This is a genomic window from Novacetimonas hansenii, from assembly GCF_014843995.1.
GTDB lineage: Bacteria > Pseudomonadota > Alphaproteobacteria > Acetobacterales > Acetobacteraceae > Novacetimonas > Novacetimonas hansenii.
Genome location: NZ_CP062147.1, coordinates 2,996,610 through 3,022,941 on the forward strand (window position 1 = coordinate 2,996,610; position 26,332 = coordinate 3,022,941).

Annotated in this window: 23 protein-coding genes; 6 read left to right on the forward strand and 17 right to left on the reverse strand. The window is 62.1% G+C overall.

The window, feature by feature from the left end:
* Window positions 1-120: 120 nt before the first annotated feature.
* The 7 genes from IFJ82_RS13045 to fzlA all read right to left on the reverse strand — a co-directional run bounded on the left by IFJ82_RS13045 (window position 121) and on the right by fzlA (window position 9,422).
* Window positions 121-891 carry an ATP12 family chaperone protein gene (locus tag IFJ82_RS13045; protein ID WP_192264850.1) on the reverse strand — a complete coding sequence of 257 codons (771 nt, stop codon included), beginning with the start codon at window positions 889-891 and terminating at the stop codon, window positions 121-123.
* Window positions 892-896: 5 nt separating this feature from the next.
* Window positions 897-3,380: an AsmA family protein gene (locus IFJ82_RS13050; protein ID WP_192264852.1), complete on the reverse strand. Its 2,484-nt coding sequence runs from the start codon at window positions 3,378-3,380 to the stop codon at window positions 897-899.
* Window positions 3,381-3,431: 51 nt separating this feature from the next.
* Window positions 3,432-4,409 carry an RluA family pseudouridine synthase gene (locus IFJ82_RS13055; protein ID WP_003617948.1) on the reverse strand — a complete coding sequence of 326 codons (978 nt, stop codon included), beginning with the start codon at window positions 4,407-4,409 and terminating at the stop codon, window positions 3,432-3,434.
* The gene (locus tag IFJ82_RS13060) at window positions 4,406-5,764 is read right to left on the reverse strand and encodes a replication-associated recombination protein A (RefSeq protein WP_081254607.1); all 1,359 of its coding nucleotides are present in this window, start codon (window positions 5,762-5,764) and stop codon (window positions 4,406-4,408) included. The genes IFJ82_RS13055 and IFJ82_RS13060 overlap by 4 nt, the downstream gene beginning before the upstream one ends.
* 372 nt (window positions 5,765-6,136) lie before the next feature.
* The gene (locus IFJ82_RS13065; RefSeq protein WP_225578669.1) at window positions 6,137-7,564 is read right to left on the reverse strand and encodes an MBOAT family O-acyltransferase; all 1,428 of its coding nucleotides are present in this window, start codon (window positions 7,562-7,564) and stop codon (window positions 6,137-6,139) included.
* The gene (locus IFJ82_RS13070; RefSeq protein WP_192264854.1) at window positions 7,513-8,742 is read right to left on the reverse strand and encodes a BaiN/RdsA family NAD(P)/FAD-dependent oxidoreductase; all 1,230 of its coding nucleotides are present in this window, start codon (window positions 8,740-8,742) and stop codon (window positions 7,513-7,515) included. Before IFJ82_RS13070 ends, IFJ82_RS13065 begins: the two co-directional genes overlap by 52 nt.
* Before the next feature lie 11 nt (window positions 8,743-8,753).
* Entirely contained in the window at window positions 8,754-9,422 is a 669-nt protein-coding gene (gene fzlA / locus IFJ82_RS13075) for an FtsZ-binding protein FzlA (protein ID WP_003617943.1), read from the reverse strand.
* Window positions 9,423-9,641: 219 nt separating this feature from the next.
* On the opposite strand from fzlA, the gene minC reads away from it, so the two are divergent.
* The 3 genes from minC (at window position 9,642) to minE (ending at window position 11,613) form a co-directional block, all read left to right on the forward strand.
* Window positions 9,642-10,373, forward strand: a complete 732-nt coding sequence (gene minC, locus IFJ82_RS13080) for a septum site-determining protein MinC (RefSeq protein WP_003617942.1) — start codon at window positions 9,642-9,644, stop codon at window positions 10,371-10,373.
* 140 nt (window positions 10,374-10,513) lie between these two features.
* A complete protein-coding gene (gene minD, locus IFJ82_RS13085) occupies window positions 10,514-11,326 on the forward strand; it encodes a septum site-determining protein MinD (RefSeq protein ID WP_003617940.1) in 813 nt (270 codons plus the stop codon).
* 2 nt (window positions 11,327-11,328) lie between these two features.
* Complete coding sequence (minE, locus tag IFJ82_RS13090; RefSeq protein WP_003617939.1) at window positions 11,329-11,613, forward strand: cell division topological specificity factor MinE; 285 nt, start codon at window positions 11,329-11,331, stop codon at window positions 11,611-11,613.
* A gap of 106 nt (window positions 11,614-11,719) precedes the next feature.
* Here minE and IFJ82_RS13095 read toward each other — a convergent pair whose 3' ends face one another.
* The 5 genes from IFJ82_RS13095 to IFJ82_RS13115 all read right to left on the reverse strand — a co-directional run bounded on the left by IFJ82_RS13095 (window position 11,720) and on the right by IFJ82_RS13115 (window position 17,065).
* Window positions 11,720-12,394 carry a GntR family transcriptional regulator gene (locus tag IFJ82_RS13095; protein ID WP_003617938.1) on the reverse strand — a complete coding sequence of 225 codons (675 nt, stop codon included), beginning with the start codon at window positions 12,392-12,394 and terminating at the stop codon, window positions 11,720-11,722.
* 135 nt (window positions 12,395-12,529) lie between these two features.
* Window positions 12,530-13,399, reverse strand: a complete 870-nt coding sequence (gene nadC / locus IFJ82_RS13100) for a carboxylating nicotinate-nucleotide diphosphorylase (RefSeq protein WP_192264856.1) — start codon at window positions 13,397-13,399, stop codon at window positions 12,530-12,532.
* The gene (locus IFJ82_RS13105) at window positions 13,396-15,006 is read right to left on the reverse strand and encodes an L-aspartate oxidase (RefSeq protein WP_192264858.1); all 1,611 of its coding nucleotides are present in this window, start codon (window positions 15,004-15,006) and stop codon (window positions 13,396-13,398) included. Before IFJ82_RS13105 ends, nadC begins: the two co-directional genes overlap by 4 nt.
* The gene (gene nadA / locus IFJ82_RS13110) at window positions 15,003-15,983 is read right to left on the reverse strand and encodes a quinolinate synthase NadA (RefSeq protein ID WP_192264860.1); all 981 of its coding nucleotides are present in this window, start codon (window positions 15,981-15,983) and stop codon (window positions 15,003-15,005) included. The genes IFJ82_RS13105 and nadA overlap by 4 nt, the downstream gene beginning before the upstream one ends.
* Before the next feature lie 158 nt (window positions 15,984-16,141).
* Window positions 16,142-17,065, reverse strand: coding sequence for an NUDIX hydrolase (locus tag IFJ82_RS13115; protein ID WP_225578857.1), 924 nt, complete (start codon window positions 17,063-17,065; stop codon window positions 16,142-16,144).
* Between the two features lie 190 nt (window positions 17,066-17,255).
* Between IFJ82_RS13115 and IFJ82_RS13120 the strand changes: the two genes are divergently transcribed.
* Window positions 17,256-17,819 carry a ferritin-like domain-containing protein gene (locus IFJ82_RS13120; RefSeq protein WP_192264862.1) on the forward strand — a complete coding sequence of 188 codons (564 nt, stop codon included), beginning with the start codon at window positions 17,256-17,258 and terminating at the stop codon, window positions 17,817-17,819.
* A 206-nt stretch (window positions 17,820-18,025) separates the two neighbouring features.
* Window positions 18,026-19,474, forward strand: coding sequence for an aldehyde dehydrogenase (gene aldA / locus IFJ82_RS13125; protein ID WP_003617932.1), 1,449 nt, complete (start codon window positions 18,026-18,028; stop codon window positions 19,472-19,474).
* A gap of 117 nt (window positions 19,475-19,591) precedes the next feature.
* On the opposite strand, the gene coaA is transcribed toward aldA, so the two are convergent.
* Window positions 19,592-20,566, reverse strand: a complete 975-nt coding sequence (gene coaA / locus IFJ82_RS13130; RefSeq protein ID WP_003617930.1) for a type I pantothenate kinase — start codon at window positions 20,564-20,566, stop codon at window positions 19,592-19,594.
* Window positions 20,567-20,634: 68 nt separating this feature from the next.
* Window positions 20,635-20,793, reverse strand: a complete 159-nt coding sequence (locus IFJ82_RS13135) for a hypothetical protein (RefSeq protein WP_155734134.1) — start codon at window positions 20,791-20,793, stop codon at window positions 20,635-20,637.
* Between the two features lie 94 nt (window positions 20,794-20,887).
* On the opposite strand from IFJ82_RS13135, the gene IFJ82_RS13140 reads away from it, so the two are divergent.
* Window positions 20,888-22,219 carry a glycerate kinase type-2 family protein gene (locus IFJ82_RS13140; protein WP_408901688.1) on the forward strand — a complete coding sequence of 444 codons (1,332 nt, stop codon included), beginning with the start codon at window positions 20,888-20,890 and terminating at the stop codon, window positions 22,217-22,219.
* Window positions 22,220-22,382: 163 nt separating this feature from the next.
* On the opposite strand, the gene IFJ82_RS13145 is transcribed toward IFJ82_RS13140, so the two are convergent.
* The 3 genes from IFJ82_RS13145 to IFJ82_RS13155 all read right to left on the reverse strand — a co-directional run bounded on the left by IFJ82_RS13145 (window position 22,383) and on the right by IFJ82_RS13155 (window position 25,582).
* A complete protein-coding gene (locus IFJ82_RS13145) occupies window positions 22,383-22,778 on the reverse strand; it encodes a hypothetical protein (protein WP_225578670.1) in 396 nt (131 codons plus the stop codon).
* Window positions 22,779-22,909: 131 nt separating this feature from the next.
* Window positions 22,910-23,950, reverse strand: coding sequence for a recombinase RecA (recA, locus tag IFJ82_RS13150; protein ID WP_040511528.1), 1,041 nt, complete (start codon window positions 23,948-23,950; stop codon window positions 22,910-22,912).
* 222 nt (window positions 23,951-24,172) lie between these two features.
* The gene (locus IFJ82_RS13155) at window positions 24,173-25,582 is read right to left on the reverse strand and encodes a gamma-glutamyltransferase (RefSeq protein ID WP_192266549.1); all 1,410 of its coding nucleotides are present in this window, start codon (window positions 25,580-25,582) and stop codon (window positions 24,173-24,175) included.
* Between the last annotated feature and the right edge of the window lie 750 nt (window positions 25,583-26,332).

Genomic DNA, 26,332 nt, shown 5'->3' on the forward strand with positions numbered 1-26,332 from the left:
TTTTCTAAAAAGCTTCAGAAGACGCCGCCTTTTCGATCGACAGGCGGCACCCAAAAACTTTTCCTGTTTTTTATCAACGGCGTGTTTTCAAACACTCTCTTTACCAACAGCTTTTATCCGTCACCCCTTGCGGGCCAGTTCGAGGAAAGTCGATGCCTCGGCCACTTCGCGCCCCAACGTTGCCAGCATGGCCTCCTGCTGTGCATCACTGCCCCAGATTTCCATCTGCGTGCGTTCATCAAGTGTCGCGACCTGTGCCGCACGCGCGGCGTCGCACGCCCCCGTCACCACCGCGATCCCGAGCACGAGACTCTTCATCGCGGGCACCATGACGCCAAGCGCGGCAAGCGTCGCATCGTCATACCCACGCAGGATATCCCCCAATGCCGCCAGCGTCCCTGGCGTCTGGGTGATGGGCATGACCCCTTCGGTCGTGCGCAGCGTGATGCCGTACCGCTCCCGCAGCCAGTCGAGCCACGGCGCCCACTGTGCTGCCTGACGTTCACATAACGTGGCCGGATGCGTCGCGCGATAACACAGCAGTTCCCCGTTGGCATATTGCAGCAATGCCGTCACCGTGGCCTCCCGGTCGGGGGCGATGCGTTCGATCATCGTGCCCGCGATCCGGGTCAGGGGCAGATCCTCCGGTGTGAAAAGCCCCCCTTTGGCGCCCCCCCCTGCACGCTCCCACTCCCCGGCAAGGGCATGGGCCAGCGCATCCGCATGCACCACCAGCAATGTCCGCCCCGGCAGGCGCACCGGCCTGCCATCAAGATGTACGGTATATCCCCCCGCCTGCCCCCCCCCCGCCTGCGGGGCCACGGTTGCGGTGTCCCAAAAACGCCTGCGCGCGGCCGTCCCCCCCGGCGGGGCCGGGCTATCCTGCGTCATATCGGTCAATGTATCAGCCCCAGTCCTTTGAGCAGGTTTTTCGCCTTGTCGATTTTCTGCGCCGCCTTGGGGTTCGCGCGCACCAGACTGCCCACATTGCCGGTCGGCTGGGGCGCGGCACCGGTGGGTTCGGGGCCTGCCTGCCCCTCACGTGCGGCCTTCAGCGTCGCGGGGCACAGGTCAGGCACGGTGCTTTTGCCCGATGAATCCCCCAGCAGCAGGCCAATGGCATAGCGCCCGTCCGCCCCCGCATCCATGCGCGGACGGGGCGCGGACAGCGTGCCGCCCACACGCACCGGCACCGATGCCCCCGTCCCGCCAATCATCACCTGCGGCACAAGACGCAGATCCAGCGCATAGGATGCCAGACCCACACTGCCCTGCCCCGTCATGCTGAGTACGGAGGTCTGAAGGCCAAGCGTATCGACATTCGCCCGCCCATTCGCCATCACCATATGCATCCCGAAGCAACGCAGCGGGATCGACCCCGATCCCGTCAGGCCACGCGCCGCCTGCCCCAGCAGCGAACCCAGCGCCGCGCCGTCGATCGTGCCATTGACGAGGGAGGCCCCCATATGCCCGTCCAGCGTATTGCGCAGTTCGGTTGCCGTATGCCCCCGTGCAGTCGCCTCCCCCACAAGCTGGAATGCCCCCTGCACCGCCATGGGCATGCCCGCGTGCTGCTCGATCCATGTCGCGGGCAGCACCAGCGTGCCTATGGTGCCCGACACGACCGGCATGTCCCCCGATGCATCCACCGACAGGCGCCCCGAAACCCTGCGCCCCGTGCCCGTGGCCTGCAAGGGGTCGATGCCCAGCCGCCCTTCACGCAGGGCGACATGCATCAGCGCCTGACGATAGACATCACCCGCAAGTTCCATCTGCGTCACATTGAAACGCACATCCATGTCCATGTCACGCAGGCGTTCAAAGGCGATGCGGTCATCCCCCGGTTTGCCGCCCGATGTGGCGGGCGCGGCCTTTGCCGTGGCATTCCCCCCGCGCAGGGCATCAAGGTCAAGCCAGCTTGCCTCGACCGCGCCACTGACCAGCGGGACGCCACCATGGCCGCCATGGACGCTCATATCCAGCGTCCCGGTCAGCGCAAGCTGGGTGCTGCGGATATTGAGGTCAGACAGGGCGAAACGTGCGCCATTCCCCTCGCTGACAAGGTGGGTCGTCGCCTCCAGGTGATCGAGTGCTGCGCCATTGGGCAGCGCGAGATGCCCGGCCGATGCCGTGACATTCACCACCGCGCGCGAACCACCCAGCATCCCCGCGACCCGCAGCGACCCCGCCACCCCCGACAGGTCCACAGACATCGGCAACGAGTCCGACAGGTGCGTCAGGACGGCATGTTCCGCCTGTTCCAGCGACCCGAAGGACGCCGCGAGTTTCAGATCCTGCCCATTCCAGTTGCCGGCCCCCGCGACGGCCAGCGTCTCTTTTGGTCCGGCGGCATCGACCGACAGGCTGCCAACCCGCAGCCCGGTCAGGTAATGCCCCGCATCGAACGCCCCTGTGCGCAGATGCAATGACTGCACCAGCGGGACGATGTTCGTATCGGCGGGCGTGCTGCCATCGACAATACGCAATGACAGCGCAACATCGCGGGCGTCAGGCAGGTCATACCCCCCAACCCATGGCGCAAGGTCCACCAGCCGCGAAAGGGTCCCGTCAAGCTTCAGGTCATATCCCTTGGCCCGGTCCGGGTCGGCCACGGTGCCATCGACCGTCAGATGACCGGCGGGCTGTTGATGATCGGCAAAGGCCAGTTCGAAATGGACCGGCCATTTCGCATCCTGCCCCACATGTGTCAGGGAAATCGCTCCTGTATGCCCCGACAGGGTAAAGGCCGCCCCATCGCGCGTGCCTGCCACATCGAATGTCGGTCGCGCGCCATTCAGACCATCAACCCGGACATGACCCAGCGCCAGTTGCGTCTTCATGCCCGACAGGCGGTCATCCCACCCCACGGTCGCATCACTGACACGAAGGCTGCCGAGTTGCACCGACCACGGGTTGCCCGCCGCCGGGGCCACAGGCCGCACCGGGGCCGGTGTGGCGTCAGCCGCCTGTGCCCCGTTGGGGGTCATGCGCCAGTTGGCCTGCCCATCCGCATCACGCCGCAGATGCAGCACGGGATGGTCCAGCGTGATGTTGTCAAGCTGTATCCGATGATGCAGCAACGCCATCAGCCCGACACTGGCATCCATGGCGCGTGCGCTGAACATCGGCGTGCCGTCGCCCCCCTTCATGTCCGCAAGGGCAATGTCATGCACGGAAATGGCGGCGGGGAAGACATGCACCTCCATCGCGCCAAGCGTCACCTCACGCCCGGTCTGCCGTTCGATCGCGGCGATGGCACGCGCCCGCAGGGCCTGCGGGTCAAGGATGCCGCGTAACGCCAGAGCGCCCCCGCCCGCCACCACGATGATCGCGGCGGCGGACACCAGCAGGCCACGCCGTAAATTCGCGCTGTTTGCCATATTCGCTCAATCCCGTTGCGTGATCGCGGCGATGAGATTACCGCCGCGGCGTCATGCGCGCTGTGGCGCGGGGGCCGCAGGCGCCGTAAAGCCAAGCTGGCGGAACGTCTCCTTCATGTGCGCAGGCAGATCCGCCGACACCACCAGCCGCCCACCCGCCGGATGCGGCAGGTCCAGCATACGGGCATGCAGGTGCAACTGATCGGGGAAACCTTCGACATGGGCACGATCATCGCCATATTTCGGATCGCCGAGGATCGGGGTACCCAGCGCTTCGCAATGCACACGAAGCTGATGGGTGCGCCCCGTCAGCGGCGACAGCGCCAGCCATGACAGTTTCCGTCCCGCCGCGTCCAGCACTTCATATTCCGACAACGCATGTACTGCATCCTTGTCGCGCCGCCCCGCAACAACCATGATCGCCCCCGCCCCCGCGCCAAGGCGGGTCAGCGGCTGATCCACGATACCCGATGCAGGCGTGGGACGGCCTACCGTCACCGCCCAGTAGACCTTGCGCACGTCACGGCTACGAAAGGACGCGGCAAGCTTTGCCGCGACCCCGGGCGTGCGCGCCAGCAACAACAGCCCCGACGTGTCACGGTCGATGCGATGGACAAGGCGCGGGCGCGGGTCGTCAGGCTGTTCACGCAATCCGTCAAGCAGCCCGTCAATATGATGGGTGATGCCCGGCCCGCCCTGCACAGCAATGCCTGCGGGCTTGTTCAGGACAATCACCTGATCATCACTGTAGATGACCATCTTGCGGATTTCGCGCACCTGGCGATCGTCAAGCGTCCGGTGCGTCACGGGGGCGGGACGGCTGGCCTGCGGGATGGGGGGCACACGCACCGCCTGACCGGGGGCAAGGCGGGTCGATGTGGTCACACGACCGCCATCCACACGGATCTGCCCCGTGCGGCACAGCTTTTGCAACGCCCCCTGCGTCAGGTGCGGGTAATGCCGCCGGAACCAGCGGTCAAGGCGGATATCGGCTTCGTCATCACTGACGGTAAGGGTCACGACACTCATGACCCACGGCTTTCGCGCACTCTGCCCCAACTGTCCAGACGTCGCGCGACTTCACGTTCATATCCACGCCCCGTCGGACGATAGAATTGTGGCCGACGCATGCCGTCAGGAAAGTAATTCTGCCCCGAGATCCCCTCCGCCTGATCATGGTCATATTCATACCCCCTGCCATAGCCGATCTCCTTCATCAGTCTGGTCGGGGCATTGAGGATATGGGCGGGCGGCATCAGGCTGCCGGTGGCGCGCGCGGCCTGACGCGCCTTGCCATAGGCGACATAGACCGCGTTCGATTTCGGCGCGGTCGCCAGATGCACCACAAGCTGCGCAAGTGCCAGTTCCCCCTCGGGCGAGCCCATGCGTTCATACGTCTCCCACGCCGCAACCGCGAGCGGCAGGGCCTGCGGGTCGGCCATGCCGACATCCTCTGCCGCGAAACGGGTCAGGCGACGGGCGATGTAGCGCGGGTCCTCCCCCCCTTCGAGCATCCGGGCGAACCAGTACAACGCCGCATCCGGGTCAGACCCGCGCATGGATTTATGCAGCGCGGAAATCAGGTTGTAATGTTCCTCCCGGTCCTTGTCATACAATGCCGCACGTCTGGCGAGCAGGCGTGACAGGGATTGCGGGTCGAACACCATGTCGCCCGGCTGCGCCAGTATCTGTTCAACCATGTTCAGCAGGTAACGCCCATCGCCATCGGCCATGGCGCGCAATGTCGCACGCGCAGGCGCCGTCAGCGGCAGGGCGCGCCCCGTTTCGCCTTCCGCCCGGCACAGCAACTGTTCAAGTGCCGCATCATCAAGCCGACGCAGCACCAGCACCTGACAGCGTGACAGCAGCGCACCATTCAGCGCAAAGGACGGATTTTCTGTCGTGGCGCCAACCAGCACCACCGTCCCGTCCTCCACCACCGGCAGGAAGCCGTCCTGCTGCGCGCGGTTGAAGCGATGGATTTCGTCCACGAACAGCAGCGTTCCTTCACCATTGGCAGCCCGGCGGCGGGCCTCCTCGAACGCGCGCTTAAGGTCCGCCACCCCGGAAAATACCGCCGAAATCTGCACAAAGCGTAAACCCGCCGCATGGGCAAGCAGGCGCGCGATGGTCGTCTTGCCCACCCCTGGCCCGCCCCACAGGATCAGGCTGGCCAGACTGTGGTGACGCAGCATCAGGCTCAGCGTGCCTTCGGGGCCAAGCAGGTGGTCCTGCCCCACGACCTGATCCAGTGTTTCGGGCCGCAGGCGATCCGCAAGCGGGCGGTGCCGTGATGCGCCTTCTTCCCCGCGCCCAGCGGGTGTGGCCTGTGGACGCGCCATATCCGGCATGTCCCCGAACAGGTCTTGGGTAGGATCGGGCATGGGGCCTGTCTTGTTTCCATGAAAAAGGACGCCACGTGACATCGCGGCGCATCACCATGACATATAGGAACACAGACGGCGCAATACACCCTGCATGCCCGACAAAGGTCATGGGCCGGGGACATCCGAAAACCATGAACATCTCTTGGGGAAAGCCTTGTCCCAGATGCTTCGGAAAACGTCGTTTTCCGGGAACAGGCACTCTTTAGAGACTGTTTGAAAAGTCAGGCTTGATAACATCCTGTAATTATAAAGGTTTTTGGTGAAGCTTTTTCCAAAAAGCTTCAGAAGACGCCGCCTTTTTCGATCAAAAGGCAGCACCCAAAAACTTTTCTTATTTTTTATCAATGACTTGCTTTCAAACAGCAGCCATCAGAACTGGAAATAGATGAACGGGTCAGGAATGCGCCCGCCGATCAGCAGGATGAGCAGGACGAAGGCAATCCCCCCCGCCACCGCAATCCATGGCGCAGGCGGCATGTCGCGCAGGATCGCGCGCTGTGACGATGGCCCCACCAACGCGACCGCCAGCGCCATGACCAGCACAACGCCATGATGGCCGGTCGCGGCATGGTCACGCCCGCCACCCGCCATCGCCAGCAGCATCATGCGCGCCGCCCCCATGTCGGGGGCACGGAATATCACCCATGACAGCATGATAAACAGCATCGTCAGCGCCCATCCCGCCAACGCGGGCATGCGATTGCCGCGCCGCCCCCACCAGTGCGCGACCGCCAGCGCCCCGCCATGCAGCCCCCCCCACACAAGGTAGGTCCAGCCCGCGCCATGCCACGCACCGGCCAGCAGCATCGTCGCCCCAAGGTTGCATCCCTGCCGTACGGCCCCACACCGGTTGCCACCCATCGGGATATACAGGTAATCGCGCAGGAATCGCGACAGGGTCATATGCCACCGTCGCCAGAAATCGCGGATGGATACCGAACGGTACGGGGCGTCGAAATTAAATGGCAGGCGCAGCCCGAACATCAGCGCCATACCGATCGCCATGTCGGAATATCCCGAAAAATCGAAATAGATCTGCAAAGTGTAAGCCAGCGCCGCCAGCCATGCCTGCCCCGGTGTCGGCATATGCCCCTGCGCCACAAGGGCAAAGACGGGATCACACAGGCCTGCCAGTGTATCCGCCAGCCCCGCCTTCTTCGCCAGTCCGATCAGCAGCAGCATCGCCCCGCGCGACAGGTTTTCCCACATTGCGCCATTACGCGGGGATTGGGCAAACTGTGGCACGATCTCGTTATGACGCACGATCGGCCCGGCGATCAGTTGCGGAAAAAACGTCACGAATTCAAGAAAGTCCACCACCCCATAAACCGGTGCGCGCCCACGCATCAGGTCCACGAGATAGGATATTTTCTGGAACACGAAAAATGACAGCCCCAGAGGCAGGACAATGTCCCACGGATTATGTACCTGCCCCCGCGCGGCCGCCAGCACACCGGCCAGCCAGTTGGCATCCTTGAAGAACACCAGCACACACAGGTTGAACACGATCCCGCCAAGCAGCCATGCCCGGTCGCGCGTGCGCCCCCACAGGCATGCCAGCCCCCAGTTGAGCAGCGTCATCCCCACAAGGAACGGCACGAACCGCCAGTCCCACAGGCCATAGAACACCACCGACGCCGCGATCATCACGCCCTGCCGCACCCGGCGCACGGGTGCGCACAGGTAATACAGCATCAGCACAACCGGCAGGAACAGCAGCAAAAAGCCCTGCGTGCTGAACAGCATCAGCCCCGCCGCTCCGCCAGCGCCCGCCCCGCCGCATGGCCACTCGACCATGCCCACTGGAAGTTATGGCCACCCAGCCATCCCGTCACGTCCACGGCCTCGCCCACGGCAAACAGGCCGGGCACGTCGCGTGCCTCCATCGTCTGCGATGACAGGCCGTCCGTATCAATACCGCCGCGCGTGACCTCGGCCTTGACGTAACCTTCGCTTCCGTTGGGCATCAGCCGCCACGACGACAGCATCGCACCCAGCGCGTCCAGCACACTGTCGGGCATTTCGCCCACCGGGCCATCAGGCAGGTGGCGCGTCGCCAGCATCTGCGCCAGGCGCTGCGGCAGCAGGGTCGCCAACATGGCAGCCCCCCCCATGCGGGGGCGCCCCCGCTTCAGGTCACGCAGGCAGCGCACCGCATCACGGCCAGGCAGGCAGTCAATATCAAGCGCCATCCCCGCCGACCAGTAGGACGACGCCTGCAAGATCGCAGGACCAGACAGGCCACGATGCGTAAACAGCATCCCGTCCCGGAACACGATGTCACGGGCGCGTCGCCCCGCCCCGGCATGACAGCGTGTTGCGACCTCCATCGACACACCCGCCAGTTCGACCATCCATTCCCGGTCGCCCGCACCGAATGTCAGCGGCACAAGCGCGGGTGCGGGCTCCACGATCTTCAGCCCGAACCGCCGCGCCAGATCGTGCGACAGGCCCGTCGCACCCAGCTTGGGAATCGACAGCCCCCCCGTCGCAAGAACCACCGCACGGGCCCGCAGGGCCATGCGGTCCGTTTCCACCACGAAACATCCATCGGCATCGCGGCGCACCGCGATAATACGATTCGAAAGCGCCATTTCCACATGGCCCTGCCGGCATTCACGCACCAGCATTTCCACGATCTCGCCTGCTGAACGATCGCAGAAAAGCTGGCCCGGTGCCTTGGCATGCCACGCAATGCGATGCCGGGCGAGCAGGTCAAGGAAATCACGCGGCGTATAACGTGCCAGCGCGGATTTGGCGAAATGCGGATTGGCCGACAGGAACATCCCCGGGCCGGACTCAAGATGGGTGAAATTACAGCGCCCACCCCCTGAAATCAGGATCTTGCGCCCTGGCTGTGCCGCATGGTCCACGACCACGACACGGCATCCCGCCTGTCCCGCCGTCGCGGCGGCCATCATCCCGGCGGCCCCCGCCCCCAGGATTACGGCATCAAGCACATCGGCACCGGCCATGACAGGCGCGCTCAGAAATCAAGGTCGGCATAATGGGCGGGCGGTGTCATTCCACTGACGCGATCCTGCAGCAATGTGCGAAAGCACGGCCTGCTCTTGATACGGGCGTACCAGTCCTTGGCCGCAGGCGCGGTGTCCCAGGCGACATCGTCGATGAAATCAAGGCATGACAGATGGGCCGCGGCCGCAAAATCCGCAAGCGACAGCGTATTGCCCGCCATCCATTGCCGCGTTTCCGCCAGCCAGTCGATATAGGACAGGTGAAAGCGGATGTTGGCATATCCTGCCCGCAACGCACCGCCATCAGGATTGCCCCGACCGGATATGCGCTTCATCACCTTTTCATTGAGCAGGTTGCGCGTCACTTCGTTGCCGAATTTCTCGTCAAACCAGACGACGAGCCGCCGCACCTCCACCCGTTCGGCAAGGGTGCGGCCCAGAAGGGGGGTGTCGGGATAGGCCTCTTCGAGATATTCGCAGATCACCCACGAATCGGGAATCGCAAGCCCCGTTTCCTCCACCAGCATCGGCACCCCGCCCGCGGGGTTCAGCGCAAGGTAATCGGGGCGACGTTCCCATACCCGTTCCACCTTCAGTTCGAATGGCAGCCGCTTTTCTCCCAGTGCAAGGCGCACCTTGCGGGAATAGGGTGAAAGGGGAAGATGATACAGGATACGCATGCATCCGCTTTATTGCATCGCACCACCCTTCGCCAAGCCTTCATGTCAACAAAACCGCATTGCATCGCACGCGGCCGCGCCATGATCGTGACCGGGGGCGCATCCACCGGCCACGGGCCGTGGCGTGGGACGTTTTTTTCTGGCACATTGGCAACGTGCCCATGATAACCCGTCGGGCCGCAGACAGACGAATCCCAGGCAGACGAAGGCTGTAACCACTTGTCCGACGAATTGCGTTCCCTTCCGAAAATACGTGCCCGTGGCCGCTCCTTCCTGGCGCTGGTGCTGTCACCCGAACCCGGCCTGTCCGACTGGATGGCCGGGCTTGATGCGCAGATCGCGCGTTCCGCAGCCTTTTTCGCCAGCAAGCCGGTCATCCTCGACCTGTCGCTGCTTGGGGCGGATGAACCTGGCCTTGGCAAGCTGTATCCCGCGCTGCTTGAACGCGGCATCCGCATCATCGCGATCGAGGGGGCTGACCCCACCACCCCCGCCATCGCCCACTGGCAATGGCCGGCCGGGCTGGAGGGCGGGCGCGCGTCGGGGGCAGTGGACATTCCCGACGACCATGTTCCCGTGCCCGAACGCATACAGGGATCATCCCTGATCGTGGAACAGCCCATCCGTTCGGGACAGACGATCGTAAACCCCGATGGTGACATCATCATCATCGGGTCCGTCGGGTCGGGGGCGGAAGTTACCGCCGCAGGGTCCATCCATGTTTACGGCGCACTGCGCGGGCGCGCGATCGCGGGAATGAACGGACAGCCCGAAGCCCGCATCTTTGCCCATGACATGCGCGCGGAACTTCTGGCGATTGATGGGTATTATATGACCGCCGAGGATATGGACCCCCAGTTTTCAGGAACGCCCTCACAGGCCATGCTTAATAATGACACAATCGTGGTGCAGCCACTCAGCCTGCGGATGGCGCCTTCCCCCAGAAGATGAATTCCAGATACAGTTTTCATCGTTGCAGCGGTTGCATCCCACCCTGCCGCGCCCTTACTACTTAACAACCATATTTCAACCGTTGCGGCCTATACCCTTCCCGACCGCGAGCAGAAATAACAGGACAAGGAAAAACTAGAATGGCGAAAGTGCTGGTCGTCACCTCCGGAAAGGGCGGGGTCGGCAAGACAACGTCCACCGCGGCACTGGGCGCGGCGCTGGCACAGACGGGGCAGAACGTGGTCGTGGTCGATTTTGATGTCGGGCTGCGCAATCTCGATCTGGTCATGGGCGCGGAACGCCGGGTCGTGTACGACCTGATCAATGTCATTCAGGGCGAAGCAAAACTGTCGCAGGCCCTGATCCGTGACAAACGCGTCGAAACCCTGTCTATCCTGCCCGCATCGCAGACCCGCGACAAGGATGCCCTGACGGCCGAGGGCGTGGACAAGGTGATCGGTGAACTGCGTGAAAAGTTCGACTGGATCATCTGCGACAGCCCGGCAGGTATCGAACGCGGCGCGCAACTGGCGATGTACCATGCGGATTACGCCGTCGTCGTCACCAATCCCGAAGTGTCCTCCGTGCGTGACAGTGACCGCATCATCGGCATGCTTGACAGCACGACGGCAAAGGCCAAGTCCGGCGGCAAGGTCGAAAAATACCTGCTGGTGACGCGTTATGACCCCGGACGCGCGGCGCGTGGGGAAATGCTGCGCACCGAAGACGTGCTTGAAATCCTGTCGATCCCGCTTCTGGGGATCATCCCGGAAAGCGAGGAAGTCCTGCGCGCGTCGAACCTTGGTTCGCCCGTCACGATTTCCAGCCCGCAAAGCCCGCCCGCCCGCGCCTATTTCGAGGCGGCGCGCCGGCTGGAAGGCGAAAAGATCGATGTCACCGTACCCACTGAACGTAGCGGCCTGTTCGGGTGGCTGTTCAAGGGAAGATCCTGATCATGGGCCTGCTTGATACTCTTTTCGGTCGTTCCCGCAGTTCCGCGCCCGTCGCGCGCGACCGCCTGCAGATCCTTCTGGCGCATGAACGCGCCGGGACGGACGGGCAGGAATCCGAACTGCTCAATACGCTCCACAGCGAGATCCTGGAGGTCATCAAAAGGCATATCCCCGTCGATCAGGACAAGGTCCAGATCAAGGTGGATCGCGGGACATCGGTTTCAATGCTGGAAATAGATATCGAGGTGCCAGCCCTCGAAAAAAAGAAACTTCGCGAAGTGCGATAAAGCTACGCAAGAAACCGGCAGCGTGATGGAGACCTTATTTTTCATCACGACCTGTTTCACAGGGCTGTCCATGGCGGCGGCCCTGTGACGACCATGCCGGCGCCGCTTACGCCAGCAGTGGTTCGATCCATATGCGCGCATTGTTGAAATCACGCGTAATCGCATCGCGTGCGGCCTGCGGGTCACGTGTACGCAGCGCATCGATCAATGCGGCATGGGGATGAACCTCCCCCATGCTGCGCAGGCTGGGCATCGGCCGCGACAGGGCATAAAGCGGGCCAATCCGCACCCACAGGTTACGCAGGATATTCGCCGTCAGGGGCAGGTCGGCCAGTGTTGCGACCGTGGTATGGAAATCCGCGTTCAGGGCGGCAACCGCCCCATCATCACGAACAGCCAGCGCATCGACGAACTGACGATGCAGCATGGCAAGGGTTTCAATCCCGTGCGCACTGGCCTTCATGGCCGCGGCCTCTGCCAACCTGACCTCCAGGTCGGAACGCAGGGCATGGATTTCCGCGAAATTGCGGCGCGTCATGGCGGGCACGACCGCCGTGTTACGGTCATTGAGTTCCAGCGCATGTTCAGACACCAGCCGTAGCAGCGCCTCGCGCACGGGGGTCGGGCTCAGGCCCAGTTCGGCGGCAAGCGGGCGCAGGACAAGACGTTCACCCGCACGATAGCGGCTGCGGATAAGGCCCCGCCGGACATGTTCATAGGCATCAACGCTGAGTACACGTCGGGGGGGCTTGTTGCTCTGCTCCGTGATATCCGCCACCATACCGGTTTCTTATCCTTCAAACAAATATATCTTATTAATCCGTATAAATAATGATCTCCCGGCAGATGGCAACTTGTACTATGTGTCAGTTGCATATTTTATGCATATTTAATTAAAATGACACACGGCCACATCCTATGGTTGATAATCCAGCCCGATATCCATTGCCCTGACGCTGTGGGTCAGCCATCCCATGGAAATCAGGTCAACCCCCGTTGCGGCGACCGTTGCCGCGTTTTGCGGTGTCACACCGCCTGATGCCTCGGCCACGGCACGGTGGTCGATCATGGCGACCGCCTGACGCAACTGGTCCGGTGTCATGTTGTCGAGCAAGAAGACATCGACCCCCCCAACCTCCAGCCCCTCGGCCAACTGTTCCAGCGTATCGACTTCCAGCTCTATACTGACCAGATGCCCCGCCGCCGCGCGTGCGCGCGTCAGGGCGGGACGAATTCCCCCCGCAATCGCAAGGTGGTTGTCCTTTATCAGGATGGCGTCATCCAGGCCGAAACGATGGTTGGCGCCCCCACCGGCCCGCACGGCATATTTCTGGATCGCGCGCATGCCCGGCAGGGTCTTGCGCGTACAACTGACCTTGGTGCCATAAGGTTCCACGGCCGCGACCACCTGTGCCGTCGCGGTGGCGATGCCACACAGGTGTGATACGAAATTCAGGGCGACCCGTTCCCCCGACAGGATGCCACGCGCCGGGCCGCGCACACTGGCGATGACCTGTCCGGGGGTGACATGGGTGCCATCGGGGGCTGCGACGGTGAATTCGATGCGCGGGTCCATCAGGCAAAAGGACAGCCGTGCCATATCCAGCCCCGCGACCACCCCCGCCTGCCGTGCCGACAGCACCGCATGCGCCTGCACGTCCCCGGCCCCCAGCGTAACATCCGTGGTCAGGTCGCCCCCACGGCCCAGATCCTCCATGAGGCCAGCACGCACCAGAGGTTCAAGCATAAGGTCGGGCAAGGGTCGGATTGACGGGGAATGGGTCATGCGATCACTCCGTTATCAGGGGGGAAAGTCATCTGCGCGTCCCGTGCCACGATCGGGATAATGGCGGCACGCACCATGTCCAGCGTCAGGCGCGACGACGTGGCCCCGGCAGCGGCATGGGGGAAGTCGGCACGGAAATGCCCACCACGGCTTTCCTCGCGCTGCAATGCCGCAAGGGCCACCATCGCGGACACAAGGGCCGCATCATCATGTTCCAGACGTGGGGCGAACAGGCGCACGGTTTCATGCAATTCATCATGCGTACGAACCACACCCGCGCCACGCGCCATGGCGCGGCGCCGGGCATCGGACGGTGATGGCGCCATTGGTGCCGCAATCCCCTGTTCCGATGGCGCGGCGGTGCGTGTCAACGGCAGGGCGGACAGGTCATGGGCAACCCATGTGCCGAATGACACGGCTTCCAGCAGGGAATTACTGGCAAGGCGGTTGGCCCCGTGCAGGCCGGTACAGGCGACCTCCCCACAGGCCCACAGACCGGGAACGCCGGTACGCCCATGACCATCCACCATAATCCCGCCCATATGGTAATGGGCGGCCGGACGCACCGGGATCGGCTGCCGGGCAGGGTCGATGCCCTGCGCACGACACAGCGCGTCAATGGCGGGAAAACGGGTGGCGAACCGCGCACCAAGCACCTGTCGCGCATCAAGGAAGACATGGTGGCCTGCCCGCATATGCCGCCACACCGCGCGGGATACGATGTCGCGCGCGGCCAGTTCCTCGGTAAAGCGATCGCCATTTTCATCCACCAGCACCGCGCCTTCGCCACGCACGGCCTCGCTGATTAACGGCATCGGCCCTGTCACATGCCGCGCGGCCAGCGCGGTGGGATGGAACTGCACAAACTCCATATTACCAAGAACCGCGCCTGCCCGCGCCGCCAGTGCAAGTCCCTGCCCGCATGCGCCCAGCGGGTTGGTCGTATCGCCAAACAAGCCACCGGTCCCCCCCGTCGCCAGCACCACGGCAGACGTGGGCCATGCGATGTCACGTCCCGCCACGTTGACACGCACCCCCGTCACCGCCCCATCCTGCGTCAGAAGCGCATGGACCGGGGCATGTTCAACAACCGTAATGCGTGGCGTGGCGCGCACGCGCGCCACCAGCGCCTCCATGATCGCGGCGCCGGATGCATCACCACGGGCATGCACGATCCGGTGGCGGCAATGCGCGGCCTCCAGCCCCAGCACCAACGCACCATCATCCGCCGCACGATCGAAATGCACCCCGAATGCCGCAAGACGCGCAATGGCGTCCGGCCCATCGGCCGTCACACGCGCCACAATCGCGGGATCGCACAGGCCCACCCCGGCCGCCAGCGTATCGGCCGCATGCAATGCAGGCGTGTCGTCCCCCCCAACCGCGGCGGCGACCCCCCCTTGCGCCAGCATGCTCGACGCCAGAGCCGGGCGCATGGCGGCCAGCGGCCCGGATGACAGCAACACACAGGGCTGTTCCAGCATCAGCGCCGTCATCACCCCGGCCAACCCACCACCGACGATGACAGGCTGCCCCACCAGGGAGGCCGGAGACAGATCACTCAGGCCCACGGCAGACAGGGAAGACAGGGCAGCAGCGCCCGTCATATCGCCAGCATGCGTTCAACAGCACGCCGGCCGCGCGCCGCAAGCGTGGGATCGATCGTCACCTCATGCGTCATGGTCTCCAGCGCGTGACGCAGGCCCGACAGGGTGATGCGTTTCATGTGCGGACACATGTTGCACGGACGGACAAAATCAATCTTCGGATGCAGCAAAGCGAGGTTGTCGCTCATGGAACATTCGGTCACCAGCAGCACCTTGCCACCATCATGGGCCTGCACATAATCGCTCATCATCGCGGTGGAACCGGAAAAGTCAGCTACCGCAACGACTTCTGGCGGGCATTCGGGATGCGCCAGCACAACCACGCCGGGATTTTCATCACGCATGCGGGTGATTTCCTGCGGGGTGAACCGCTCATGCACCTCGCAATGGCCGGGCCATGTAATCATCTTGATCCCGGTTTCCGCCTCGATATTGCGGGCAAGGAATTCATCGGGGATCATGATGACCTGATCCGTGCCAAGGCTTTCGACCACGCGCTTCGCATTGCCCGATGTGCAGCAGATGTCGCTTTCAGCCTTCACCTCTGCCGAGGTGTTGACATAAGTGACCACCGGCACCCCCGGATGGCGTTCCCGCAACAGGCGCACATCGGCCGCCGTGATGGAATCCGCCAGCGAACACCCCGCATGCATGTCGGGGATCAGCACGGTGCTGTCGGGATTGAGCATCTTTGCCGTCTCGGCCATGAAATGCACGCCCGCCATGACGATGACATCGGCATTGGCCTCCTGCGCTTCGCGTGCAAGGGCAAGGCTGTCACCACGGATATCGGCAACGCAGTGAAAGATTTCCGGCGTCTGGTAATTATGCGCAAGGATGATCGCGTTGCGCTGCTGCTTGAGCGCTTCAATCGCGCGGATGTCGTCAAGGAACGTCGCCCATTCCATCTCAGGAACCAGGTGGCGCACGCGGTCATAAAGCCGGTCAGCCGCGTGCCGGGGACCCAGTTGATTCATGATTGCCCTCCTCGCCGGTGGCCCCAGTTTCTTTTATACTCAAATTGAGTATAAGTGAGGCACGATGATCCGGCCGGACACTTCCAACGTGAAACCCTGCCTGTGTCAATCAGGATTTTCGTGATCCCGCCCACATCCGCGCCCACCGGGCGGGGGGATCACCCCGAATGCACGATCGGCAGCTTGCTGCCCGCGAACTGCCGCGCGCGCCGCACCTCGCCACAGAAACGGAACAGGCGGGCGGGCCTGCCACCGGTCTTTTCGTCAATCCGGCCTGTTTCCTCAATAAGTTGCTGCTGTGTCACCAGGCGGCGAAAATTCTGTTTATGCACGTGGCATCCCGCCAGACTTTCGACCGCGCGCTGTAATTGCAGCAAGGTAAACTCCTCGGGCATCAGTTCGAAGACGACGGGGCGGTAACGTATCCTTGCACGCAGGCGCGCCATCGCGGTCGCCAGAATGCGCCGGTGATCGCGGTGCATGTACCGACCGGGAATCGCCTGCGGGGGGGGGCATCCCGCCTCCGCCACCAATGTCGCCTCATACAGCAGTTCATAACGTTGCAGCACAAGCTCATCGTCCCACCCGCCCGTATCGCCAATCGCAAACAGCGCCATGCACCGCTGCCACTGCCGCATCCGGGTTTCGATATCCGCCATGCCCGCAACCCATGCGCACAGGCGACGTTCGATCAGGTCCGTCACCGCCTGCATCGTATCGCTGGTACGGTCCTCCCACGGGAAATAATCATACCAGTCCCGCCACCCCGTCTCCCGCGCATGGCTGCGGGTCAGGGCGAGGTAGGAAATGGAGATGCTGCGCCCCTGTTCGGGATGCAGGACGCGATCATGATCGGCAAAGGTATAGAGCTGCTCCACATGGCCGATGGGGTGGCCGGTCTGCTGTTCCACCCATGACCGCACACCAGCCTGCAAGGAACGATGTCCGCTTTCAAGCGGGCCGGAGGGCAACAGGCGGCCATCATCAATCGTCATCACCTGTGGCACGCCATCGCGCACGGCCGTCAGCACCGCGATCAGTTCCGTCACAACATGCGACATCATGCCATCCGAGCCTGTCATGCCTGTCATGCCTTCATGCCTTCATGCCTTCATGCCTTCATGCCTTCCCATCGTGGGGATACACCCCGGAGTTTCGCATGCAACCGTTCCGCCCCCCTGCCGTTATGACGGACACACTCCGCAACGGACGCAAAAGGCACCTCGTTCGCATTGACACCGTGCCCGTTCATGACCCGAAAGGAGCATCGGAATGGCAAAAGCCACTGAAAACACATTCCTTACCGACGTGCAGACCCTGCGCGCACGTGCACAGAAATCCATTGAACAGGGTGCGCTGACCCCTGCCTATCAAGGGAATGTCAAAACAGCCATCGACCTGTTGCAGACGGTGGTTGCGACGGAACTGGTCTGCGTCTTACGCTATACCATGCATTCCATTGCCGTCGAAGGCATCACCAGCGAAAGCATCGCCGCCGAATTCGCAACCCATGCCAAGCAAGAACGCGCGCACATGATGTGGGCCGCCGAACGCATTGACCAGCTTGGCGGCGTGCCCAACCTGTCGCCCGAAGGACTGGCCACCCGATCGGCCAGCGAATATGGCGCGGGCGGCAACCTTGTTGAAATGGTGCGGCAGAACCTTGTGGCCGAACGCCTCGTGATTGAGCATTACCGCGAACTGATCCGTTATTTCGCCGATCATGACCCCACCACGCGCATCATGCTTGAAAAGATCCTGGCCGAAGAGGAAGAACACGCCACCGACATGCATGACCTTCTGGTCGCGCACGAAGGCAAGCCTTTCCTGCCCTGATACGCAGTCGCGCATCCCCCCCTTTTTTCCGCGGCGCCCGCATGACCCGGCCATGTCCCGACATGGCCGGTCGCCATCGCACGTCCCGTCCACCGCCGCGCGGCAGGCAGGCAGGCAGGCAGGGTTTGTGCCATTTTTACGAAGGTGGCCTAACCTTATGCTGATCCGCAACTGACCATAATTATGACCATACTGGAGACCCTGACATGGCAGACGTCAGAAATTACGACCTGTTCATTGGTGGCGAATGGATTCCCGCCACGACCGAGGAACGCGACACCATCCGCAATCCCGCAACCGGCGACGTACTGGCCAGTGTCGGCATCGCCAGCAAGGACGACGTCGATCGTGCCCTGCAGGGCGCGCAGGAAGCCTTTGGCACATGGAGCCGCCTGATCGCGACCGACCGCGCGGATTATCTGTACAAGCTGATCGAATTGATCCGCCGCGACGAAGACAGGCTGGCGCGCCTCATCACCAGCGAAAATGGCAAGCCCATCCGCGAAGCAAAGGTGGAGGTCAATTTTGCCATCCAACTGATCCGCTTTGCCGCGGAAAATGCCCGCAGGCTGGAGGGTAACATCATCCCCGGCAGCCGACCGGGCGAAAAAATTCTGATCGAGAAGATCCCCCATGGCGTTATTGCCGGGATCTCGGCATGGAACTTCCCCCTGGCCCTGACGGCGCGCAAGCTGGGGCCGGCCCTTGCGGCGGGCAACACCTTTGTCATCAAACCGCATGAACTGACCCCGCTTTCGACACTTGCCCTGGCCGAACTGTCGGTGGAGGCAGGCTTCCCCAAGGGCGTGTTCAACGTCGTCACTGGTGGTGGCGTGACGGTGGGCAATCAACTGGTCACAAACCCGATCACCAAGCTGATTACCATGACCGGCAGCACGCCTGCGGGACGCAAGATCATGGCCGCCGCGTCGGAAGGGCTGAAGGAAGTGCGCCTCGAACTTGGTGGCAAGGCCCCGTTCATCGTCATGGACGACGCGGATATCGAGGCCGCGGCAACCGCCGCAGTTTCCGCACGCTTCATGAACTGCGGGCAGGTCTGTACCGCCAACGAACGCACCTATGTCCATCAGGCGGTGTATGACCAGTTCCTGGACCTCCTGCGCAAGAAAATCGCACAGATCAAGGTCGGCAACCCGCTGGATGCGGACACAACCATGGGACCGAAAATCAGCAAGGCCGAACTGGAAAAGGTCGATGCGATGGTCCAGCGCGCCATCGCACAGGGCGCAAAGGTCGAGATCGGCGGCAAGGCACTGACGGGCGGTATCTACGACGCGGGCAACTTCTATGCCCCCACGCTGCTGACCAATGTTACGAATGAAATGGATATCACGCAGAACGAGGTGTTCGGCCCGGTCCTTTCGCTTATCAAGGTGGAGGATTTCGACGAAGCCCTGATGATGGCCAACAAGTCACGCTATGGCCTGTCGGCCTATATGTTCACACAGGACCTCAAGAAAGTCATGCGCATGAGCAACGAACTGAATTTCGGCGAGATCTATGTCAACCGCGAGGGGGGCGAGGCCGCGCAGGGATTCCATCACGGCTATGGCGACAGCGGCATCGGCGGGGAGGACGGGCAGTACGGCCTCGAAGCTTATGTCGATACCAAGACCATCTACCTCAATTACTGAGGCGGCGGCACGCCACGCGACCATGACAGGGGGCCTCTGGCCCCCTGTTTTGCCATGCGCCCATTGCCGGGGGCCCGCAGGAACCGGAAAACGCGTCAGGCGCCAGAAATGCCGCCTTCAGATCTGGCGCATCCATACCGTGCTGACGCTGTGGCTTGGTCCCTTGCGCAGGATCAGGCGCGCGCGTTCACGCGTGGGCAGGATGTTTTCTTCAAGGTTGGGCAGGTTGATGCGCCGCCAGATATCACGCGCGACATTTTCCGCCTCTGCCGGGCTCAGGTCGCGGTAATGGTGGAAATAGGACGTCGGCTTGCGAAAGGCCGTCTGCTGGAGCATCCGGAAACGTTCCACGTACCACCGTTCGATATCGTGCGTATCCGCGTCGAGATAGATCGAGAAGTCAAAGAAATCCGACGCCATGAATGGCTGTTCAGAGGCGGTCTGAAGCACGTTCAGCCCCTCGAAGATCAGGATATCCGGCTGGTCCACCACCTGGTAACGGTCTGGGATGATGTCATATGCCTCGTGCGAGTAGATGGGCACGTCCAGGTTGCGTTCCCCCGCCTTGAGCGCGGCGAGGAAGGAAATCATCTGCCGCAGGTCATAGCTTTCGGGAAATCCCTTGCGCGCCATCAGGTCGCGTTCCTGCAGCACGCATTTGGGCAACAAAAACCCATCCGTCGTGACCAGCGATACGTTGGGATGGTCGGGCCAGCGCGACAGCACCGCCTGCAACAGGCGGGCGAACGTACTCTTGCCCACGCCCACACTGCCCGCAATGCCGATGATGAAGGGTACGGTCCGGCGCGGCACGCCAAGGAAGGCGCTCTTGACCATATTATTAAGGCTGCGGCTGGCCAGCACGTGCAGGTTGAGCAGGCGCGAAAGCGGCAGGTAAACCTCGGCAATATCCTCCAGCGAAACCGGTTCGTTATGGCCGCGCAGGGACGCGACCTCCGCCTCGTTCAGGGATTGCGGGACATTGGCGCGCAGGGCCGCCCATTCGGGGCGGGGGAAAATCATGTATGGCCGGATCGCGCCATATGACGCGACCTGTGGCGTGACGGGACTGTTACCCTTTCCACTCTCCAAGGGCCGCTCTCCTCCTGATGGTCGATCTGGACACGGATGTCACGATCCACGCCGGGCGGCGTAACATCTTACCCTTCCCCGATCCAGAGCAACCGCCCCCAATTTCGCGTGTGCAGGGCCACGACACGCCCGCGACCGCCCCCACCTGATACAGTCGTGACAATTGTGACACGCATGTCCCCCTTGCCCGATGGCGCGCCCTGCCTTTCATGAAGAGCAGGTACCACCCCCTTCCTCCGCCAATGGCGTGGCGTTTTGCCCTGCGTTACCTGCCGTGGTTACCTGCCGTGCCTGCCCCTTTCCGTGACGATGGATCGCCTGATGACACCCACATATTCCACCCTGCCGATGCCTGACATGCCGGACGCATGGCACGATAAGAACATACGTGCGGCATTGCGGCGGATATTCGATGCCGCCATCCACAGTGCGCAACCCGCACGCGTGCTGGCACGCCACCTGCCCTCCCCGCCAAAGGGACAGTGTGTCGTGGTCGGCGCAGGCAAGGCGGCGGCGGCCATGGCGGTCGCCCTGGAACAGGCATGGCCGGATGTTCCCCTGCGCGGGGTTGTTGTAACACGTGACGGGCACGTCGCCACCACGTCGCGCATACGTGTGATGGAAGCCGCCCATCCCGTGCCCGACAGCCGGAGCGAGGATGCCGCCCGCGCCATATTGCACGAAGTTCGTGGCCTTGGGCCTGATGACCTTGTCATCGCCCTGATATCGGGGGGCGGGTCGGCCCTGATGGAACTGCCCGCGCCGGGGCTGACACTTGCGGACATGCGTGCGCTCAACCAAGAACTGCTGCATTGTGGGGCGGATATCGGGGACATGAACCTGGTGCGTCGCCACCTGTCGGACATCAAGGGCGGGCGCCTGGCCCGCGCATGTGCGCCTGCACGCGTGCTGACCCTGGCCATCAGCGACGTGCCGGGGGATGATCCGCTGACCATTGCCAGTGGCCCGACCGTGCCCGACCCGACGACCCCTGCCGATGCGCTGGCGGTGCTGCGTCGCCGTGACATTACGGTCACGCCGCAAATCCTGGACGCCCTCATGCGGCCCTTGCCACCCTGCGGGCAGGAAGCGGCCAACCCGGATAACCGCTTCGTCCTGATCGCCACCCCCATGATGGCGCTTGAGGCCGCAGCGCAGGAGGCACGCACACTCGGCCTGACCCCGCTGATCCTCGGCGATGCGCTGGAGGGGGAAAGCCGGGACGCTGCAATCGTCATGGCAGGCATTGCACAGTCCGCCCGCCATCACGGTGTACCGGTGGCGGGGCCTGCCGTACTGCTGTCGGGTGGGGAAATGACGGTCAGCCTTCGCGCAGGCGACGGGCCACCCGGACGCGGCGGACGCAATACAGAGTTCCTGTTGTCCCTCGCCCTTGCATTGCAGGAACATGACGGGATCTGGGCCATCGCAGGGGATAGTGATGGCATCGACGGGACCGAGGATGCGGCAGGGGCGATCGTCACGCCCGATACATTGTCACGCGCCCGCGCACGGGCGCTGGACCCGCGTGAATTCCTGCGCCGCCATGACAGCTACAGCCTGTTCGACGCCACGGGCGACCTTGTACGGACCGGCCCGACACTTACAAACGTCAATGATATCCGTGTGATTATGGTGTCAGAGACTGTTTGAAAAGCCACCCTCGATAACATACTGAAATTATAAAGGTTTTTGGTGAAGCTTTTTCTAAAAAGCTTCGAAGGACGCCGCATTTTTGAAAAAAAGCGGCACCCAAAAACTTTTCTTATTTTTTATCAATGAGCTGTTTTCAAACACGCTCTTATAAAATGATGGGTCAGTTCGCGTTGCCGCCATGCGGCTTGCCATAACTGACCTGGGTATCAGGCACGACAAAGTGCTTGGGGTCTTCCTGATTTTGGGAATCATCATCGTCCCCCGCCTGCGACGGATCATAACCGGAGGAAATCATCTGCATCGCCGCCGCATCGGGCATGGGATGATACGCCTCCATCGGGGGATCAGGTTCGGGATCAACGCGCGGCAGGCGATGCACATGCCCGGCGGCAGAGGCATGCGCCGGTCCGGGCACCGTAGTACCGTTGGCGCGATGCCCGCCAATCGGGGGCATCGCCTCATCAACATCCACCGGGTCATTGCGGTCCCCATGCATCGTATCGGCACACGATGACAGGCACAGCAACACCCCAAACATGACAAGACGCGGTTTCATGCCCGCACAGTATCATCCCGCACCACGACACAAAGACCGATTATTGCATATCCTGCCGTCACACCCGTGCCATTCATACCCCCGCCATCACACCATGGCGGGGGCACGGCCCGTCGTGACGGATGATTGCATCATTCTGCGTCGTCGTCGGGACCGACCAGCATGGCTTCGGCCACCACGCCCGCCTGTTCACGCACGCGGCGTTCGATATCCGCCGCCATTTCAGGATGGTCGCGCAGGAACTGCTTGGCATTCTCACGCCCCTGGCCGATGCGCTGGCTATCGCAGGAGAACCATGCCCCGGACTTCTCCACAATGCCGGCCTTGACCCCAAGGTCGATCAGCTCGCCCATCTTGCTGATGCCTTCGCCATACATGATGTCGAATTCCACCTGCCGGAACGGGGGGGCCATCTTGTTCTTGACCACCTTCACACGGGTCTGGTTGCCCACGACCTCGTCCTTGTCCTTGATCGAACCGATCCGGCGGATGTCCATACGCACCGACGCATAAAATTTCAGCGCATTGCCGCCCGTCGTCGTTTCCGGGCTGCCGAACATGACCCCGATCTTCAGGCGGATCTGGTTCAGGAAGATCATCATGGTGTTGGACCGCGACACCGATCCCGTCAGCTTGCGCAGCGCCTGGCTCATCAGGCGCGCATGCAGGCCGACATGGCTGTCGCCCATCTCGCCCTCAAGTTCCGCACGCGGGACAAGGGCCGCCACGCTGTCGATCACCAGCACGTCAATCGCCCCCGAACGCACCAGCGTATCGGCAATTTCAAGCGCCTGCTCCCCCGCGTCGGGCTGACTGATGAGAAGGCTGTCCACATCCACCCCAAGCTTGCGCGCATAGCCGGGATCAAGCGCATGTTCCGCATCGATAAAGGCGCAGGTGCCGCCCTTTTTCTGTGCTTCGGCAATGGCATGCAGGGCCATTGTCGTCTTGCCCGAACTTTCGGGGCCATAGATTTCCACGATGCGCCCACGCGGCAGGCCACCAATGCCAAGGCCGATATCAAGGCCGAGCGAACCGGTGGAGATCACATCGACCTCCGTCTTGGGCCGCTCGCCCATGCGCATGATCGACCCCTTGCCAAACGCGCGTTCAATCTGGCTCAGCGCGCCTTCAAGAGCCTTGCCTTTGTCAATACCCGGAGCCTGTGCCATGGCCTGCTTACCTTTTCGACGAAGCTGTGTTTCGCGCATTCCATGTTCCTGTCAGTGAATCGGGACAGGACCTGCCGGACAGGATGGGCGTGTCCGGGGTGTCTTCACATGGAAGCTGCGATGCAGTTCCCAATATGGAACAAAACAAGATCATTTACAACCTTGCCCCTGTCATTTGCCGCAGCATTTCTCCCGCTCCCTTACAAAGCGGGCGGCACCGCATTACCGCGGGCCAACCGCAAGGCCGGTTTCACGCGGGTCCGACCCCGCAACGCATGACGTGCCGTCACCGGGCAGGCCACGGGGGCACGCAATCGCGTTGACGCGTCCTTCGGCCGTGACGGCGCGCGATGCCGGGGCCTGACCCGACAGGACCAGCTTCATTTCCTCCGCCACGGCAGCGGCGGCGTCATTCTGTCCCGATCCGGCCACAGCCGCGCGGAAGGCATGGCCATCATTGGCGATCGCAGCCGACAGCAGGGGCGCAGGCACGCGCGCGGGTGATGCCGCAAGCACGATACCCGTATTCCCCGCAATACGCCCCGTGCCGAACAGGTTGTTCATCGTCAGGCTGCATGCCACCGCCATTCCCGCATGGTCCACCACGGCAAAGGAGGTCGAGGCCGGAAGTGACGGCAGGCTGCCGCTGCTTGGTGTCCCGGAATCAAGGACAGCCTGCGCCCGCGCCGTCAGGTCATCATTGGTCTGCTTGCCCTGCGTATCGCCACCCCGCGCACGCCATGCGGCGACGGCCCCCTGCGACAGGGATTCAGGGTTGCCCTGTCCCGCAAGCAGCGCGCGGAAGGCAACGGCACTGCCGAGGCCACCATCGGCGGGCGGCGGCAGGAACGCAACCGTCAGCCCCCCTGCGGCATTGACCCGCAGGGGCAGGCGTTCGGAAGGAATGGCCGCACGCAGGTCGCTGGTCTGCAACCCGCCGCCAGCCGCCTGGCTGCCTGCGGTAAAGGATTGCGCCAGCGCACCATTATACAGGTCGCCCACGCCCATGCTGCGGATCTGGTCCAGCACACCCGACAGGTGCGTCTGTACCAGCGCATCCCCTTCGACAAGGGCCGTGCCATCGGTCCGGCTGAAGATCGCGCGCATCCCCGGGTCCGCCAGCAGCGGCCCCTGCACAGTGGCAAGATCGCTTGCCAACTGATGGCTGACATTGACGCCATTGACCGCCAGCGACATGGCATCAGGCAGGATGGCCGCAAAGGACGTGGTGCCATATTGCAGATGCATCAGATACATACCACGCGCCAGCATCGGCACAGCCGCCGGGCGGTCGGCATGGGGCGCGCCGGGAATGCCATCGACCGTGCCCGCGCGCGGGGTAAAGATGAAGGCGCGGCCCCCTTCGGTATCGCCAGGGCGATAGGCAAGGCAGGCCCCACCCGACCCCATCGACGCCCGTGATGGCAGCGTCACCGCCAGCGCCATGCCCATTGCCGCCGCCGCATCCGCCGCATTGCCACCGCGCGACAGGATATCACGCCCGACCATGACGGCCTGTGGTTCATCGGCGGCCACGGTACCGATCAGTGCGCCGGGCGACGGACCAAACATGTGGGTGACAAGATGCATGGGCGAGGAATGGCCGCATCCGGCGACGGAAACCGCGAGCATTGCCGAAAACGCGATCCGGGCGGACCTGCGCGCAAAGAAATTCGTGGAATGCTCTGGCACGCGTCTTCTTCTCCATTCGACCATAACCGCGGAAGCCCCACCCCCAAGGCATCGGCACACCGGCATTCCGCCATTAGCGGTCTTGCGCGCATGGGGCAAGCAGGCTTTTGCATGATCGCAAGCCTTGGGCATGACGGCAGGCCCAAGGCATCGGGCAGCCAGTTTCATGCAATATCACCCCCCACCCCATGGACCCAAAACAGATGAGGAAGGCTTTACTTCTGGCCTGCGCGAATGCTGGCAGGAAGACTATATATAATTTATAGCCAGCGCATCTGATATCAGTGATATTATAACATAAAACAAATATACATAATAAATTCATAATTTAATTATAGATGGTGTATTGTTTAATCAACATAATAAATATAGTTAATTTAATTTATATATGCCATTTCCGAAATTACACGACAATTTTATATTATAACCATGATAAGTTTTATTATTTTTTAAAACATAAAAACAAATTCCGTAAAATTAATTTGTAACTTATTATATAAACATTAAAGTATCAAAAAATATAAATAAATTTTCATGTGATTGCAAATTAAATTTAAAAATATATGAGATAAATATAAGGTTTTTAATTTTACAATAACTTTAAAAATATAATTTAAAGCACATTAAATTATATTATTTTTATTAAAATCAAACATTTACAAAAACTTTAAATAAAAATATTTGAAATAC

Bases quoted from the DNA above. Each gene is read 5' to 3' on its own strand.
- nadA (WP_192264860.1), bottom strand. From the start codon at position 15,983: ATGAATCAACTGGGTCCCCGGCACGCGGCTGACCGGCTTTATGACCGC.
- IFJ82_RS13045 (WP_192264850.1), bottom strand. From the start codon at position 891: ATGACGCAGGATAGCCCGGCCCCGCCGGGGGGGACGGCCGCGCGCAGG.
- IFJ82_RS13105 (WP_192264858.1), bottom strand. From the start codon at position 15,006: ATGACGGGCGCTGCTGCCCTGTCTTCCCTGTCTGCCGTGGGCCTGAGT.
- nadC (WP_192264856.1), bottom strand. From the start codon at position 13,399: ATGACCCATTCCCCGTCAATCCGACCCTTGCCCGACCTTATGCTTGAA.
- IFJ82_RS13055 (WP_003617948.1), bottom strand. From the start codon at position 4,409: ATGAGTGTCGTGACCCTTACCGTCAGTGATGACGAAGCCGATATCCGC.
- minE (WP_003617939.1), top strand. From the start codon at position 11,329: ATGGGCCTGCTTGATACTCTTTTCGGTCGTTCCCGCAGTTCCGCGCCC.
- IFJ82_RS13050 (WP_192264852.1), bottom strand. From the start codon at position 3,380: ATGGCAAACAGCGCGAATTTACGGCGTGGCCTGCTGGTGTCCGCCGCC.
- recA (WP_040511528.1), bottom strand. From the start codon at position 23,950: ATGGCACAGGCTCCGGGTATTGACAAAGGCAAGGCTCTTGAAGGCGCG.
- IFJ82_RS13095 (WP_003617938.1), bottom strand. From the start codon at position 12,394: ATGGTGGCGGATATCACGGAGCAGAGCAACAAGCCCCCCCGACGTGTA.
- IFJ82_RS13065 (WP_225578669.1), bottom strand. From the start codon at position 7,564: ATGGTCGAGTGGCCATGCGGCGGGGCGGGCGCTGGCGGAGCGGCGGGG.
- IFJ82_RS13070 (WP_192264854.1), bottom strand. From the start codon at position 8,742: ATGGCCGGTGCCGATGTGCTTGATGCCGTAATCCTGGGGGCGGGGGCC.
- IFJ82_RS13140 (WP_408901688.1), top strand. From the start codon at position 20,888: ATGACACCCACATATTCCACCCTGCCGATGCCTGACATGCCGGACGCA.
- IFJ82_RS13155 (WP_192266549.1), bottom strand. From the start codon at position 25,582: ATGCTCGCGGTTTCCGTCGCCGGATGCGGCCATTCCTCGCCCATGCAT.
- IFJ82_RS13060 (WP_081254607.1), bottom strand. From the start codon at position 5,764: ATGCCCGATCCTACCCAAGACCTGTTCGGGGACATGCCGGATATGGCG.
- IFJ82_RS13120 (WP_192264862.1), top strand. From the start codon at position 17,256: ATGGCAAAAGCCACTGAAAACACATTCCTTACCGACGTGCAGACCCTG.
- aldA (WP_003617932.1), top strand. From the start codon at position 18,026: ATGGCAGACGTCAGAAATTACGACCTGTTCATTGGTGGCGAATGGATT.
- IFJ82_RS13145 (WP_225578670.1), bottom strand. From the start codon at position 22,778: ATGAAACCGCGTCTTGTCATGTTTGGGGTGTTGCTGTGCCTGTCATCG.
- fzlA (WP_003617943.1), bottom strand. From the start codon at position 9,422: ATGCGTATCCTGTATCATCTTCCCCTTTCACCCTATTCCCGCAAGGTG.
- IFJ82_RS13115 (WP_225578857.1), bottom strand. From the start codon at position 17,065: ATGACAGGCTCGGATGGCATGATGTCGCATGTTGTGACGGAACTGATC.
- minD (WP_003617940.1), top strand. From the start codon at position 10,514: ATGGCGAAAGTGCTGGTCGTCACCTCCGGAAAGGGCGGGGTCGGCAAG.